A 14,609-nucleotide genomic window follows, 5' to 3' on the forward strand; every position below is an offset into this window, starting at 1 on the left:
GGGGATTCCGGTGTCTCGCTTTCGTATCCTTAAGGAGCTTAAAAAATCGTTAAAGAGAAAACGTCGCCATGTGTGGTCTCTTGGAGCGGGCTTCACTTTATTTCTACTCGCTGCATTGCTTGGTTCATGGCTTGCTGATCGTGTTGTTACGGGGATTTCTTCAGAGGTGATCCTGCCAATTGAATCGGTTCCCGCTTGGGTGGACAACCCTAATGTTGCCCCAAATGCATCATCTCGTGAGAAAACGCTAAATGCATTAAGAGGGTGGAAGGGACAGGTCGAACTCATTCTTCACCGGACCTACTTATGCGGGGAAGAAACTCGACATCTAGGGAAGCACTCCGCGACGGAGGCAGAGAATCTTCTGAAATCTCACCGCGAGTGGGAAGCGAGCCTTGACACGTTGGGGAAATTGCAGATGGAGGAGTCCATCGATGATTTATCCCCGCAATGTAGTAAGACCGCCTATATCGGAATGGATAAGGATGCTAACCTGATTTTGTTCGATGGTCCTCCAAAGAAGGAAAAGGTGATCCGTACATTTTTCCAATTGGATATTGAAATGCTGGAGTCACGCTTGAATGAGGAACGACTTCGAGAATTGACCAAGGGCATTCGCGTAACGGATAAGGACGAGTATAACAGCGTGCTATCAACGTTTAATGAGTTTGCAAGCTTGAATTCATTGAAGTCAGTTCCGTAACCGTAACAATCCTAATAAGAGTAACTCCAAGAGGCCAAAGTTGGCCTTTTTGGATTATGAAGAGATTCTTCTTTATTTGTGTTCTCCTTCTGTTCTCATAGGGGGTAACATTTGATATAATTAAAAGAATTATGTCATGTAAAGTGAAGAGTGAGGGATCAGATTCATGCGAGTACTAGGAATCGACCCTGGGATAGCCATTATGGGATTTGGGTTTATTGACAAAGAAGGACACAAATTGACACCCGTTCAATATGGTTGTATCCAGACCGAGGCGGGAACACCACAGGAAATTAGATTGAAGCAAATCTATGAATCATCCTGTAGTTTGCTAGATAAATATAAGCCCGATACAGTAGCAGTAGAAAAGCTGTTTTTTAACAAAAATGTGACTAATGCTTTCAGTGTAGGACAAGCGCGAGGTGTGTTCATTTTAGCAGCAGCACAGCGGGGATTGACGATTGGGGAATATACGCCAATGCAGGTTAAGCAAGCGGTTGTCGGGTACGGTGCTGCCGAGAAGAAGCAAGTCCAGGAAATGGTCAAGATGCTGCTGAAATTATCTACAGTTCCAAAGCCAGACGATGTTGCCGATGCTCTCGCAGTTGCGATCTGCCACGCCCACTCCATCGTCCTAAATGACAGAATAAACGGAGTGATACGCTAATGATCGATTTTATACGGGGAAAAGTTGTTCATCTTGAAAGTGAATATGTCGTGCTCGATGTTCGCGATATCGGGTATCGAGTATTTACGCCGAATCCTTATGCGCTGGCACGTTCGGAAGAGCCTGTACAATTATTTGTTCACCACAATGTTCGCGAGGACGCGATTCATTTATTCGGATTTACGACGCGTGATGAGCAGTCCCTATTTCGTAGATTGCTAGAAGTGTCTGGTATCGGTCCTAAGGTGGCGTTGGGTGTGCTTGCGGGTGGTCGTCCTGAAGCTGTAGTAGCGGCTATCCAGCAAGAGAATATCACCTTCTTAACTAAGCTCCCGGGAATCGGTAGAAAAACAGCCCAAAGAATGATTCTGGATCTGAAAGACAAGCTGGGATCTATTAATAGTAAATGGGATGTTGCACCATTAGTAGAGTTTGAAGTGGCATCGACTGCTGATAATGCTTCAGCTTGGGCTGAGGCGCGTGAAGCATTGGCTGGTCTTGGCTATCGGGATGCGGAGCTTGATAAGGCATGGTTAGTATTGAAGGATAACTTAACCGGTGAGGAATCCCCGGATGTATTGATCAAGAAAGCGCTCCAGCAATTATTCCAAGGATAATTTGCTAGAGAGAAGGGGGTTGGAATCGTGGATGAAGACCGTATCATTACCTCCCATTTAATGATGGAAGATCAAGAGGTAGAATACAGCCTGCGCCCTCGTTATTTGGCAGAATATATCGGTCAAACGCAAGCAAAGGAAAATCTTAAGGTTTACATAGAGGCTGCTAAAATGCGGCGTGAACCATTGGATCACGTGCTCTTGTATGGTCCGCCGGGACTTGGGAAAACAACCTTATCGAACATAATCGCTAACGAGCTTGGCGTTCATATTCGGACGACTAGTGGACCTGCTATTGAACGTCCAGGTGATTTAGCGGCGATTTTATCCAATTTGCAAGAGAACGACGTTCTCTTCATTGATGAAATTCATCGCTTGCACCGTACAGTCGAGGAAGTATTGTATCCTGCAATGGAAGATTTCGCGTTAGATTTCATCATTGGTAAAGGACCAAGTGCCCGTTCAGTTCGACTGGATTTGCCGAAGTTTACTTTAATTGGCGCGACGACGCGTGCGGGGTTGCTATCGGCACCCTTAAGAGACCGGTTCGGGGTCGTGAGCCGGTTGGAATTCTATACTGAGGACGAGCTTGCGTTTATTGTGACAAGAACAGCAGAAATATTCGGAGTAGGAATGGTAGGAGAAGCATCACGAGAGATTGCTAGACGTGCTAGAGGGACACCAAGGATTGCCAATAGGCTGCTCAAGCGAGTACGAGATCACGCGCAGGTTAGAGGTGACGGAGTCATTACAGATGTTGTCGCTCTGGACGCATTAGAACGAATTCAAGTCGATCCGATGGGACTAGATAGTATTGACCATAAAATGCTTCGTTCCATGATTCAGAATTATGGGGGCAGGCCTGTAGGGTTGGATACAATCGCTGCTTCTATCGGAGAAGAAAGTCAAACGATCGAAGATGTATATGAGCCGTATCTGATGCAGATCGGATTTCTCCAGCGAACACCACGAGGTAGAATTGTAACGGCTGCTGCCTACCGACATCTAGGATTACCGATCCCAGAGCTAAATGGATAATCAGACTAGCCACGACGGAGGAGAACAGGATGACGCTAAATGTTAAGCACTCGTACTCTCGGATCTTATTATTGGTTCTTCTTCTAATCGCAGTAACGTCAGGCTCAACGCGTATCGTTGTTCATGCCGCGATTAATGTTCCGGATAATATTCGGGTAGCATTCTTTATTAACTTGGGTGCGAATAAGTATCAATCTTTAACTCCAACTGCGACATTACAATCAGCAGGGGGAATGAATCTCGTATGGCGTGATCCGCAGGGAAGCTTCCCTGTTGGTATCGTTCCTGCGGGGCAGGGTGTTCAATTCACGCTTGATGGTTATCGTGCGCTTATTGTTGAAACTGCGGATTCAAATGCGGCACTTACAGTGATGAAGAAGGTGCAGGCCTCTTCTAATGCGGTGTACATAACCCAATTAACCAAATCCGGAAAAATCGTATACCAAGTAACAGAAGGGGCGTATTCGACTGCTGCTGGAGCGAATTCTGCCCTAACAAAGTGGGCTAGTTCAGGAGTGGCTTCAGGAATACAAACATTACTTAGTGCTCGAATTATGGGACCTTGGGCAGTCGAAACAGGTCCTTATTATGGACTAGCAGAGGCGCAGGCTGCAGCGGATCGTCTAGGAAACGCTGGCTTGGATGCTTTCGTAGCGATGAAGCCGCAGAATGGCGCTCTAGCCTACGTTGTACGTATTGGTCAGGAAAAGGATGCATTATCTCTTAGCGCATTGCAGCAAGCCGCTGCGGCGGTTGGAGAGGGGAATACACGCATTCCTGATGCGTCTGAACCATATGTGACTGTACGTAACAGTATGACGAATCAAGGTGGAGTCAGTTCGACCGCTTCTCTCTTTGCTATCTCGTTCGTTGGGGGCGCCGTTCTTAGGGCGGAGCCAGCGGGTGCAGGTGGCATTCAGCTTACTGAGCGGAGTAAAAGAATTTATCGAGGCAGTATGGAAATGAGTGCACTAAATCAGTCTCTTGCTGTAATCAACGATGTCAATTTTGAAGAGTACTTATACTCTGTCGTTGGAACCGAAGTTCCTTCGAGCTGGCCGCTGGAAGCGCAGAAAGCGCAAGCTGTTGCCGCGCGTTCATATGCACTGTTTGCAGGTGTGGGTTATCAGATCGCGAACGTTGTGGATACGACTCTTAGCCAGGCTTATTACGGAATTAGCTCAGAGAACGCAAACTCCACTGCTGGAGTATCGCAGACTGCAGGCGAAGTTCTGACATCTGGAGGTAAAGTCATAAATGCCGTTTTCTCATCGAACGCGGGAGGGATAACTGCCGATAATAATATTGAGATTTGGGGCGGTGACAACTCCTATTTGGCATCAGGCGTCTTAAGTCCAGACGATGGGCCTCAGAAAGGGAAGCTGGACTGGTATTATGTTGCTCTTCCTTCAGGTCAAGCAGGATATATTCGCTCAGATCTGCTTACAGACAGTGGGCAGGCTCATGTTAGCGGAGCGAAAGTGTTGAAAGTATTGGAAGAGGGTACGGCCGTCCGCTCAAGACCGCAGGTCGTATCTACAGTCGAACCAATTGCTCGTGTTGGAGCAGGAACTCTTGTCGTTGAGCTAGACAAAGTGGGAGAGTACTCGGATTATAGTTGGGTGGAAGCCCCAACGACTGCAGATCAATTGCTTGTCAGTTTAAACAAACGCTCCAAAACTCCGATAGCCGGACCGTTACGGACGCTAGAAATATCTAAGACAGGTCCTTCAGGGCGCGTAACAGAAGTGAAGGCAAACGGGATAGCTGTTAATGTAGGAGTCGGAGACAATTTACGTGGGGCACTCGGAGGATTGAAAAGCACGCTGTTCTCCCTGGAGGAGACGGGACGTTATACGATTATGAATGGAACCGGAGTGCAACGTGACATTCCCAATCAGGCTGGAACGCTTCAAGTCATCAGTAGCGATGGGAATAAACGGGCTTTAACGGATCCCAATGTTTATATTATGGATGGTAACGGGAATTTACGAGCTGCGACCACGACTCCAACTTTTGTTTTCTCAGGGAAAGGCTATGGTCATGGTTTAGGAATGTCTCAATGGGGTGCAAAAGGGTTAGCTGAACAAGGGTATGACTACCAATATATCCTGCAATACTACTATAAGAATGTGACCATCGAAAAGGATGCTTAAATGATGAATGTTAGCGATTACGATTTTGAATTACCTGAGTCATTGATTGCTCAAACTCCACTCCTTGAGCGGACTGCATCACGACTCTTAGCATTAGACCGGAACAACGGTAAAATTGAACATCGGACTTTTACAGATTTAGCGGACTACCTGAAGCCGGGAGATACACTTGTACTCAATGATACAAGGGTACTTCCTGCACGTCTGTTCGGCGTCAAAGCGGACACGGGTGCCAAGGTTGAGCTATTATTGCTCAAACGGATTGAAGGTGATCGTTGGGAAGCCTTAGTTCGCCCAGGTAAAAAGATTCATAAAGGTGCGAGGCTAAGCTTTGGAAGCTCGGAGCAGACGGAGAACGTTGATGACGCTGTGAATCCAACACCGTTACTCTCCGCAATCGTTGAAGAAGAAGGAGACATGGGAGCGCGTATTATCCGCTTTGAGTACGAAGGAATATTCAACGAGCTGTTGGAACGACTCGGACAGATGCCACTTCCACCATATATTAAAGAACGGTTGTCCGACCGCGAGCGTTATCAAACGGTGTATTCTCGCAACGAAGGCTCGGCTGCCGCTCCGACTGCTGGACTTCATTTCACAGATTCGTTCTTGGAGCAGCTACTGTCCAAAGGGATCAAGCTTTGTCCGATTACGCTACACGTTGGATTGGGGACGTTCCGACCTGTATCTGCAGATACGATCGAAGAGCATGCGATGCATGCAGAATGGTACTCCGTCAGTGAGGAGAGCGCTGCGCTTCTCAATGAAGCTCGTGAGAGCGGTGGAAGGATTGTCGCTGTCGGAACGACATCGGCTCGAACGCTTGAGACCATTGGTCAACGATATCAGAATGAGCCGATTCAGGCTTGTAACGGTTGGACGGATATCTTTATCTATCCCGGTTACAAGTTCACAATGGTGAAGGCTCTTCTCACGAACTTCCATCTTCCGCGCTCGACGCTAGTCATGCTTGTAAGCGCCCTTGCAGGACGAGATCATGTCCTTAATGCTTACAATGAGGCAGTTGCACAGCAATACCGATTCTTCAGCTTCGGCGACGCAATGTTTATTTCTTAGGGGGATCCACTAAGAACGGTGTGGACGTGAATAGCGGAACTACATTTCGCTATTTCTCCCAATGGAACCAAGCTTACTAGCATTACCTAATCGCCTTATACGAAAGGAACTCCTACACGAATGGCAGTTAAATATGAATTAATCAAAACATGTGCCCAAACCGGCGCAAGACTAGGCAGATTACACACGCCGCATGGCATTATTGATACTCCTACCTTCATGCCAGTAGGTACTCAAGCTTCCGTTAAGGGGATAAGCCCCGAGGAGCTCAAATCAATCAACGCCCAGATCATCCTTAGTAATACGTATCATCTATATCTCCGTCCGGGAAATGAGCTTGTAAAAGCGGCTGGTGGACTGCATAAGTTCATGAACTGGAATCGTCCCATTCTAACCGATAGCGGCGGATTCCAAGTGTTCTCCTTAAGTGAAATGCGTAAAATTACGGAGCAAGGTGTAGAATTCCGTTCGCATATTAACGGAGACAAGCTATCTCTCACTCCCGAGAGCGCAACACAGGTGCAGAACGATCTCGGAGCCGATATTATTATGGCTTTCGATGAATGTCCACCTTACCCAGCGGAGTACGAATATGTTAAAAAATCAACTGAACGGACGAGTCGTTGGGCCGAAAGATGCCTTAAAGCACATGGACGACCGGATGACCAGGCGTTGTTCGGTATTATACAAGGTGGTATGCACAAAGATTTACGTAAACAGAGCGCTTTAGATTTGACTTCGCTTGATTTTCCAGGGTATGCTATGGGTGGACTGAGTGTGGGCGAGCCCAAGCCGCTTATGTACGAAATGTTGGAAGAGACCATACATTTGCTGCCTAGCAACAAGCCTAGATACTTGATGGGAGTCGGCTCACCGGATGCTCTCCTCGACGGAAGCATTCGCGGAGTAGATATGTTCGATTGCGTGCTACCTACACGTATCGCTCGTAATGGAACTTTGATGACCAGCCAAGGTCGCATGGTGGTCCGTAACGCCAAGTACAGCAGCGATTTCAGTCCTTTGGATCCGGAATGCTCCTGTTATGCCTGTCAGAACTTTTCCAGAGCCTATATTCGACACCTGATTAAAGCGGACGAGATGTTCGGACTCCGCCTGACGACCATACATAATCTACACTTTCTAGTAAATCTTATGGTTCAGGTTCGTGAGGCAATTCGGGAAGACAGACTGGGAACCTTCCGCGACGAATTTTTTGAGAAATACGGAATGTCTCAAAACAATAGCGGTTTCTAAAGAAAGGAGGGAACACATATGTGGTTAGCAGAATCAGGTGGTGGAAACCTTCTTTACACGTTAGCACCTTTTATACTCATGTTTGCTATTTTCTATTTCCTGCTGATTCGTCCGCAGCAAAAGAAGCAACGTCAACGCGGCTCTATGCTGAATGCCTTGAAAAAAGGCGACAAAGTAGTAACAGTTGGCGGCTTACATGGTACAATTGCGGAAATTTCCGATGACACTGTAGTCATCAAAGTAAATGATGTAACTAAGCTTACGTTTGATCGTTCTTCCGTTAATAACGTATCAGCACGTTCAAATGAGAAAAGTGAAGCAGGCGAAGCTTAATCTTCAGCCATGCCGATCTTTTAATTAATTAAACAAAAAAGTGGCTCCGATAACCATTTGGTTATCGGAGCCACTTTTTTTGATTAAGCGATCTAACCACACGGTGCGGTTACGGTTTGGATCCGACAGGCCGAGGTGACTCTTTAAGCTTAGCTTTTTCCCGAAGGAATAGGCTCTTGAAGGAATTGCTTTCCGCCCAGGATCCTACTTTAAGCCCGATAGTAACAGACAGAACAGCCAAAGCAAAACCTGCGATCATATCCGTGAACCAATGAATCCCGAGATAGAAAATCGAAAAAATAATGACGATAGCATTGATCCAAGTAAAGATTGCCCAACGGCGTATGCCGGATTTGCTGGCAATTAGAGCAATTGTGACAGATATGGAGGTGTGCAGGCTAGGGAAACAGTTATTCAAGCCAGATAGTGAACGATATTCCTGTTCGAACGATGGGAACACATCTAGCAGAAGAAATTTAACCTGAGGATGCACATACCAAACTTCGTTAACAGGAATGAATAAGTAAAATGGCACTGCCAATAAATAGTTCAGTAATATTGCGATGCAAAAGGCATAATACAGTTTCATGTTTTGATGGTGTGTATAAATTCCTACGGATGCTATCAAGGTAGATTGAAATAAGACGAGGTAGAAGATGCCGCAAATTGCAGTCAGAAGATCAGATTGAAGGTTCGTCTGAAGCCAAACGGGCCAGTTTCCTTCCCAACCGCTAAGTAAGGGTGTTAGATCGTATGTAACCTGAAACCATTCTTCCAGTTGGAGCTCATGTTTGTTTAGATACATGATAGCTAATACCGCAATGAAGAACAGTAAGTACTTTCGAGAGGTAACCATGGACTTAAGAAATGACCATGCCGCTGCAAAAGGCTGACGACCCGTACCGAAGGCAATTAGGATGGTGACCGCAATTGTTGAATAGGTTGCCACAGCTGACATGCTTTGGAACAAAACCATGACGAGCCCCCCGAACTTCCCCTAGTGATGCAAGCACGCATTATTATAGCACAACCTAGGGGAGAATATCGATTTACCGAGTTTTAGGGCTCGCATTAACTCCTAGCATTCCCCCGAAGGCTCCTGCTAAGCAAGTAACCATGAGCAAGATAGGGACTGTGACAGTCCAATCTGCATCCGTTGCCAAGAAGCTGATCGTAATTAATAGCAGTGTGTACAACAAGCCATTCGCCATACCAAAGTACCATCCCCTGCGTCCAGAACGCTTGGCGGAGACGAAACCACCTGCTAATGATGCACAGCCGTGTACACCGATTACAGATGGCAGCATGTTGGACTCACTTAACGAAGAACCCATTAGCATGATCGACAGAACAATGGCTCCCAGAGCAAGCCAAATTCCAGACCAATATAAGCCAGAAGCAACAGGTGAGGCATTGCGCAAGCAGAATAAGCGGGAAAATGGATTCAAATCATATCACTCCTTAGTAAATACTCGTTTGTACAGCTTATGGCGATAGGGTGCTACCTAGTACAGGCTAGACCAAACCCAATTACCATATTTTCCGTGCAGTTGATGGGAATGAGTGATCAAGTACACGGTGACACTATAAGTCCAAGTAACTCCACCGGAAGGTTAATCTAAGCATTCTGATAAGACGGAGGGGGAGACCATGGAACTGACCTCGATATTACTTAGGACAACTTTTATGTACTTCTTCATTTTTTTGATTTTACGTTTAATGGGTAAGCGTGAAATCGGTAAGCTCTCGGTGTTTGATTTGGTCATATCAATTATGATCGCTGAAATCGCTGTAATCGTCATCGAATCAACGGAGAAATCATTACTACTTGCCGTAGCTCCAATGCTGCTTCTTGTGCTTATCCAAATCAGTATTGCATTCTTCTCTTTGAAGAGTAGAAAGGTGCGCACGTTATTCGATGGGAAACCAAGTGTCCTTATACGTGATGGGCGTTTAAATCGCCATGAAATGCACCGGCAGAGATATAATCTTGATGATCTTATGGGGCAACTTCGTGAAAATCAGCTGACTGAAATTAGTGATGTTGAGCTTGCTGTACTGGAGACTTCGGGTAAGTTGTCCGTCATTAAGAAAGAACAAAATTCAACTATTGAAGAAGGAAGTACTAGAAAAAACGGCTCCAGCTTTGATGGTGATCAAGAACGCGGATACTCTAAGATGGATGAAAATCCTAAAATAAGATATGAGCTTCTGCCGATGCCCCTAATTATGGATGGGCAAGTTCAAGACGACAATTTGGAAAAGCTGGGTAAAACACGATTTTGGCTAAAAAATGTTCTACAAAGCTACGAAGTTGATAATTTCAAAAACGTATTTTTTTGTAGCATTGATCACAAAGGTAAGCTTTATGTGGATAAAAAGCACTAAGTTCGTTTCAAAGAAACTTATTTAGGGAGAAAAAAACGTCCGATAATTGGCACCCGAGCCGCATCATGCCGATCAATAAGCTTGAGCAAGATGAGCAGGAGTAAATAAATTACGGTAGCAACGAAGCTAGCTAAGAATAAATTTAAGATATTTTGCCCCATAAGGTTGACGTTCCAAATCCACAGAGCAGCAGCGCTCATCACGATCATGGCGATGGTAACCTTGAGAAAATCGAGTGGATGCATCCGAAAGCCTGTCAATCTGGCGACGCTAATCCAATGCAGCAAGGTGACAAGAATCATATTGACACCTATCGCAATGACAACACCAGTGATTCCATATTGCGGATTGGTTGCTAATTGAACGATTAGAATTAATTTGATGGCCGCTCCAGCGAAAGTATTGAATAATGCGGTACCCGGACGGTTTAGTGCTTGCAAAGCAGCCTGTAAAGGAGCTTGCATATAGAGGAATACGGCAATCGGTGCGAGCCAACGCAACATGCCAGCCATAGAATCATTACCATAGAGCAATGTACAGATGGGGCCAGCAAGTAATCCCATAAGCACAACGAATGGAGCACCTGTTACGATTGCAAGCCTCATCGATTGATGTAACCGAAGATGGATCGTTGCCCAATCCCCTCGTGAGGCAGCCTCAGAAAGTGAAGGGACGAGAGAAACAGCCAAAGAATAGGTTAAGGCTCCAGGAAGTAGGAGTAACGGGATGACCATGCCTTGTAGTGCTCCATATTGAGCTGTTGCCCCTGCTGCAGCTATTCCAGCTATCGTTAAGCTTCTTACGGTTAGAATCGATTCTAGCAAGTAGGAAAGCGATCCAATCATCTTACTACCTGTAACAGGGATGGCTGTATTTAGCAATTCCCTCAGTATAGGTTTGTGGCGAATAGAAGGTAAAGCTAATCGTTCCTTCGGGTTACTCGCTATTGCTGGTGTGAATTGGAGAGGTTTTCTACGCTCCATTAGGAATTGAATGCCTAACACAATTAACCCCGCACATTCCCCTGCCACCATACCGAGAACAGCTCCTGCTGCTGCAAGCTCTAAGCCATAGGGAAGGAACATCCAGACAAACAACAGCGTTAGCACGATACGGAATACAGTTTCAGAGGTTTGCGATAAAGCGGTTGGAATCATATTTTGCTTCCCTTGAAAATATCCACGCCAAACGGAAGACAGTGCCACGAGTGGTAAAACCGGTATCATCATCAGGAATGCAGTATGAACCCGTGGATCCGTCATTATCTTTGTGGCAATAAACTCAGATAAGACAAAACAAACGGCCGCAGCGATAAGGCTTATCGTCATGGATAAAATGACGGATACCCGTAATATTTTGCTGACCAAGTGTTGCTCATCTTTGGAATCAGCTTCCGCTACCATTTTTGCCACGGCTAAAGGAATTCCGCCTGCAATAAGCGTAAGTAACACTATGGTAAAAGGATATACGAGTTGAATAAGCCCAACACCCTCCGCACCAATCATCCGTGGCAAAGCGATGCGAGGAACAAACCCTAGAATACGGTTAAGAAGACCAGCAGCCAGAAGAATCATGGCTCCCTGGATAAAAGATTGTTTACGCAAGCTCAATGGAATCCCTCTTCCCTCGGGTGAGTTAGTCCATATGTATGCAGTGGTTGTCCATCTTCATGCCTTTAGCAGGAATTAAAGCTTGAGTATAGAACAAATAAAGAGCATCATTAGGGGACGACGCTCATTCAGAGGCTAGGAGGGATTTCGAATGGAAGAGTCAAACGAAGAGTTGCCGAATCATGAGCTCGAAGGTGAGTCCAATGAATCAGAGCCTAAATTGAATGAAATCGAGATCAACGAAACCATTGAAATGCTATGCCTAAGTAAGGCGGAGGAGTTCCATTTAATTGGGTATGATCACGTATCCGGAGCTGACGTATGGGAATGTGTAAGTGATAAATATCATAAAAAAGGCACTCCGCCATTATATGAGATTGTGAACGACATTTTGTCCCTTAAGGTGACGCAATTTATGAATTTTATCACTTTGAGCATGTATAGAGGCGAAATACGTAAATGATTATCGGATTATGCCGAGTCTTCTCCTGAGGGGGAAGGCTTTATTTTTGACTTCCATTTGATCACGTAGTTATAATAGGAACATTGAGAATTCGAAAGGGGATCACATTAGAGATGAAACGATTGTTGGCTTTCGTGCTCATTGTTGTCGTTAGCTTTGGGATTATGGGTATTTTTACACCAGGATTACTAAAAGCAACGAAGCTTGGGCTCGACTTAAAAGGCGGAGTGGAAATCCTGTACGAAGCGCATCCGTTAACAGAAGGCGGCGTAGTAACGAAAGAAGCTTTGAACCAAACCGCTAAGAGTCTTGAGAAACGGGCGAATCGCAATAATGTGGCAGAGCCTGATGTGACAACCGAAGGGAAAAACCGGATTCGGTTGAAAATCCCTGTTTCAACGGGAACTACGGATAAAGAACGAGATGCGGCTATCGAGCAAATTCGCGAACTGATGAAAAGGCCGGCAGATCTTCAGTTCCGGAGCTCAGAAGGCTGTGCGGATGGTTCTTACTGCACACCTGTGCTGCTCGGAAGTGACTTCAAAGAAGGAGCCGCTAAGGTTGAAGCAGATGAATTTGGAAATCCAACAATGGTTCGAATTGTTGTGAATGATAAAAAGAAGCTAGCTGATGCTTCAACTAAGCTTATTGGCAAAGTAATGGCTATTTATTTGGATGATGATGAGATATCTACACCTGTTGTTCAAACGGCTCTGACCGATGGGACAGCTGTTATTTCCGGTCAAGATTCTCGTGCTGAGGCTCAAAACTTAGCAGATATCATTAACCTGGGCGCATTACCATTAAAGCTAACTGAGAAGTATACCCAAAGCGTTGGCGCAACGTTAGGGAAGCAATCCCTGCATGATACCTTGTTTGCAGGTGCCCTGGCGTCCGTTCTTATTCTAGTGTTTATGCTGTATTTCTATCGTATTCCTGGTGTAGTAGCGAGCATTTGCTTGCTCGTCTTTGTGTGGGTGCTTCTGGGTATCTTCTTCTTAATGGGAGCCACGTTAACGCTTCCGGGTATCGCGGCCTTCGTACTTGGAATCGGGATTGCCGTGGATTCTAACATCATAACCGCTGAACGGATTAAAGATGAACTACGCAATGGCAAGACGGTCACCTCCTCACTACGTGCTGGAGCGAAGAACAGCTTCCGGACGATTATTGATGCGCATATTACGACGCTTATCGCGGGTAGTGTTCTTTACTTCATGGGTCACGGTATAGTGAAGAGCTTTGCTGTCGTGCTCATCTGGAGTATTGTGGTTAACATCGCGACAAACGTATTCTTGCCGCGTTATTTACTTTCCTTATTGATCAAGAGCGGATTCGTGAACAAGCCGTCTCATTATAGCGTAAAGGAGAGTGAGATCAATGCGCTCTAAACGTACCTTTGACTTCGTCAAATCTAGTCGCAAATTTATGATTTTTTCCGCTTTAGTCACGCTATTAGGAATCGTGATCGTCAGCATCTCTGGTTTGAATTACGGCATTGATTTCAGCTCCGGTACTTCAGTTGATGTCACGACTTCGAAATCGGTTGATGAAGCAAAATTGAGAATTTTTCTGGATGAGCAAAAATCGGAATTTGGCGAGTATTCCCTTACAACAGCGGAGAGTCGCGATTCTATTCGATTCAAGAATGCACTTAACGACCAGCAGGAAAAGGCTTTTAAAGCCGCTTTCAGCTCACAGATTGATGTTGATGCCTCCTATGAAATCAATATCGTAGACGCGGATATCGCACAAGAGCAACAGAAGAGTGCATTAATCGGGATGGCTGTTGCCTGCCTAGGTATCGTCCTCTATGTGAGTATGCGCTTCGAGTGGCGCTTTGCCATTGCAGCGGTTACGTCTTTGATTTACAGTGCGTTTTTCGTTATTACAATGTTCTCGATCTTCCGCTTCGAGGTCAATTTACCTTTCATTCTGGCGGTGCTAACGATTATCGGTTATGCCATTAACGATACGGTCGTTATCTTTGACCGAATTCGTGAAAACTTACGCTTTACTAAGATCAAGACTCATGGAGATCTTGATTTACTTGTTAACAATAGTATTTGGCAGACATTGTCTCGTTCCATTAACACGGTTATTACCGTTCTGATTGCTTCAGTTTGTCTATTCATCTTTGGTGGAGAGTCGATTAAGCTATTTTCATTGGCAATGATCTTCGGATTGGTAAGTGGTGCGTATTCTTCCATCTTCATTGCTAGCCAATTGTGGTTGTACCTGAAGAAGAAGCAACCGATTAAGAAAGTAGCAGTTAAACCGCAAAGCACGCCTTAAGCAACAGG

General features: G+C 45.5%; 15 protein-coding genes. 12 read left to right on the plus strand and 3 right to left on the minus strand.

The features are described 5' to 3' along the window. Window positions 1–10 precede the first annotated feature (10 nt). From M1K58_RS29590 to yajC, 8 genes are all read left to right on the plus strand, one after another. A complete protein-coding gene (locus M1K58_RS29590; protein ID WP_256756761.1) occupies window positions 11–703 on the plus strand; it encodes a BofC C-terminal domain-containing protein in 693 nt (230 codons plus the stop codon). 166 nt (window positions 704–869) lie between these two features. Then, a complete protein-coding gene (gene ruvC / locus M1K58_RS00775) occupies window positions 870–1,370 on the plus strand; it encodes a crossover junction endodeoxyribonuclease RuvC (protein ID WP_256756762.1) in 501 nt (166 codons plus the stop codon). Next, entirely contained in the window at window positions 1,370–1,987 is a 618-nt protein-coding gene (gene ruvA, locus M1K58_RS00780; RefSeq protein ID WP_256756763.1) for a Holliday junction branch migration protein RuvA, read from the plus strand. The genes ruvC and ruvA overlap by 1 nt, the downstream gene beginning before the upstream one ends. Before the next feature lie 60 nt (window positions 1,988–2,047). After that, complete coding sequence (ruvB, locus tag M1K58_RS00785) at window positions 2,048–3,025, plus strand: Holliday junction branch migration DNA helicase RuvB (protein ID WP_256758185.1); 978 nt, start codon at window positions 2,048–2,050, stop codon at window positions 3,023–3,025. Window positions 3,026–3,054: 29 nt separating this feature from the next. Then, window positions 3,055–5,181: a SpoIID/LytB domain-containing protein gene (locus tag M1K58_RS00790; RefSeq protein WP_256756764.1), complete on the plus strand. Its 2,127-nt coding sequence runs from the start codon at window positions 3,055–3,057 to the stop codon at window positions 5,179–5,181. A 3-nt stretch (window positions 5,182–5,184) separates the two neighbouring features. Then, on the plus strand, window positions 5,185–6,258 hold the full coding sequence (gene queA / locus M1K58_RS00795) for a tRNA preQ1(34) S-adenosylmethionine ribosyltransferase-isomerase QueA (RefSeq protein ID WP_256758186.1): 1,074 nt from the start codon (window positions 5,185–5,187) through the stop codon (window positions 6,256–6,258). 120 nt (window positions 6,259–6,378) lie between these two features. Further along, on the plus strand, window positions 6,379–7,512 hold the full coding sequence (tgt, locus tag M1K58_RS00800; protein WP_256756765.1) for a tRNA guanosine(34) transglycosylase Tgt: 1,134 nt from the start codon (window positions 6,379–6,381) through the stop codon (window positions 7,510–7,512). An 18-nt stretch (window positions 7,513–7,530) separates the two neighbouring features. After that, the gene (gene yajC / locus M1K58_RS00805) at window positions 7,531–7,845 is read left to right on the plus strand and encodes a preprotein translocase subunit YajC (RefSeq protein ID WP_256756766.1); all 315 of its coding nucleotides are present in this window, start codon (window positions 7,531–7,533) and stop codon (window positions 7,843–7,845) included. Between the two features lie 109 nt (window positions 7,846–7,954). On the opposite strand, the gene M1K58_RS00810 is transcribed toward yajC, so the two are convergent. Together M1K58_RS00810 and M1K58_RS00815 are read right to left on the minus strand one after the other, a co-directional pair. Further along, window positions 7,955–8,821 carry a phosphatase PAP2 family protein gene (locus tag M1K58_RS00810; RefSeq protein ID WP_256756767.1) on the minus strand — a complete coding sequence of 289 codons (867 nt, stop codon included), beginning with the start codon at window positions 8,819–8,821 and terminating at the stop codon, window positions 7,955–7,957. Between the two features lie 73 nt (window positions 8,822–8,894). Beyond that, the gene (locus M1K58_RS00815; RefSeq protein ID WP_256756768.1) at window positions 8,895–9,293 is read right to left on the minus strand and encodes a TIGR04086 family membrane protein; all 399 of its coding nucleotides are present in this window, start codon (window positions 9,291–9,293) and stop codon (window positions 8,895–8,897) included. Window positions 9,294–9,495: 202 nt separating this feature from the next. Here M1K58_RS00815 and M1K58_RS00820 point away from each other — a divergent pair, with 202 nt between their 5' ends. Continuing rightward, on the plus strand, window positions 9,496–10,233 hold the full coding sequence (locus M1K58_RS00820; RefSeq protein ID WP_256756769.1) for a YetF domain-containing protein: 738 nt from the start codon (window positions 9,496–9,498) through the stop codon (window positions 10,231–10,233). A 17-nt stretch (window positions 10,234–10,250) separates the two neighbouring features. Here the strand turns inward: M1K58_RS00820 and spoVB are convergent, their stop codons facing one another. Beyond that, complete coding sequence (gene spoVB / locus M1K58_RS00825) at window positions 10,251–11,843, minus strand: stage V sporulation protein B (RefSeq protein WP_306220112.1); 1,593 nt, start codon at window positions 11,841–11,843, stop codon at window positions 10,251–10,253. Between the two features lie 151 nt (window positions 11,844–11,994). Between spoVB and M1K58_RS00830 the strand changes: the two genes are divergently transcribed. The 3 genes from M1K58_RS00830 to secF all read left to right on the plus strand — a co-directional run bounded on the left by M1K58_RS00830 (window position 11,995) and on the right by secF (window position 14,601). Beyond that, the gene (locus M1K58_RS00830) at window positions 11,995–12,306 is read left to right on the plus strand and encodes a post-transcriptional regulator (RefSeq protein WP_306220113.1); all 312 of its coding nucleotides are present in this window, start codon (window positions 11,995–11,997) and stop codon (window positions 12,304–12,306) included. A gap of 113 nt (window positions 12,307–12,419) precedes the next feature. After that, on the plus strand, window positions 12,420–13,697 hold the full coding sequence (gene secD, locus M1K58_RS00835; protein WP_256756770.1) for a protein translocase subunit SecD: 1,278 nt from the start codon (window positions 12,420–12,422) through the stop codon (window positions 13,695–13,697). Next, on the plus strand, window positions 13,687–14,601 hold the full coding sequence (gene secF, locus M1K58_RS00840) for a protein translocase subunit SecF (protein ID WP_256756771.1): 915 nt from the start codon (window positions 13,687–13,689) through the stop codon (window positions 14,599–14,601). The genes secD and secF overlap by 11 nt, the downstream gene beginning before the upstream one ends. The last annotated feature ends 8 nt before the right edge of the window (window positions 14,602–14,609 follow it).

Origin of the sequence: Cohnella sp. WQ 127256, assembly GCF_024519285.1 — a bacterium.
Lineage (GTDB): Bacteria > Bacillota > Bacilli > Paenibacillales > Paenibacillaceae > Cohnella.

Coding starts and splice junctions, on each gene's coding strand:
- ruvC (WP_256756762.1), top strand. CDS start 870: ATGCGAGTACTAGGAATCGACCCTGGGATAGCCATTATGGGATTTGGG.
- ruvA (WP_256756763.1), top strand. CDS start 1,370: ATGATCGATTTTATACGGGGAAAAGTTGTTCATCTTGAAAGTGAATAT.
- ruvB (WP_256758185.1), top strand. CDS start 2,048: ATGATGGAAGATCAAGAGGTAGAATACAGCCTGCGCCCTCGTTATTTG.
- M1K58_RS00790 (WP_256756764.1), top strand. CDS start 3,055: ATGACGCTAAATGTTAAGCACTCGTACTCTCGGATCTTATTATTGGTT.
- queA (WP_256758186.1), top strand. CDS start 5,185: ATGAATGTTAGCGATTACGATTTTGAATTACCTGAGTCATTGATTGCT.
- tgt (WP_256756765.1), top strand. CDS start 6,379: ATGGCAGTTAAATATGAATTAATCAAAACATGTGCCCAAACCGGCGCA.
- yajC (WP_256756766.1), top strand. CDS start 7,531: ATGTGGTTAGCAGAATCAGGTGGTGGAAACCTTCTTTACACGTTAGCA.
- M1K58_RS00810 (WP_256756767.1), bottom strand. CDS start 8,821: ATGGTTTTGTTCCAAAGCATGTCAGCTGTGGCAACCTATTCAACAATT.
- M1K58_RS00820 (WP_256756769.1), top strand. CDS start 9,496: ATGGAACTGACCTCGATATTACTTAGGACAACTTTTATGTACTTCTTC.
- M1K58_RS00830 (WP_306220113.1), top strand. CDS start 11,995: ATGGAAGAGTCAAACGAAGAGTTGCCGAATCATGAGCTCGAAGGTGAG.
- secD (WP_256756770.1), top strand. CDS start 12,420: ATGAAACGATTGTTGGCTTTCGTGCTCATTGTTGTCGTTAGCTTTGGG.
- secF (WP_256756771.1), top strand. CDS start 13,687: ATGCGCTCTAAACGTACCTTTGACTTCGTCAAATCTAGTCGCAAATTT.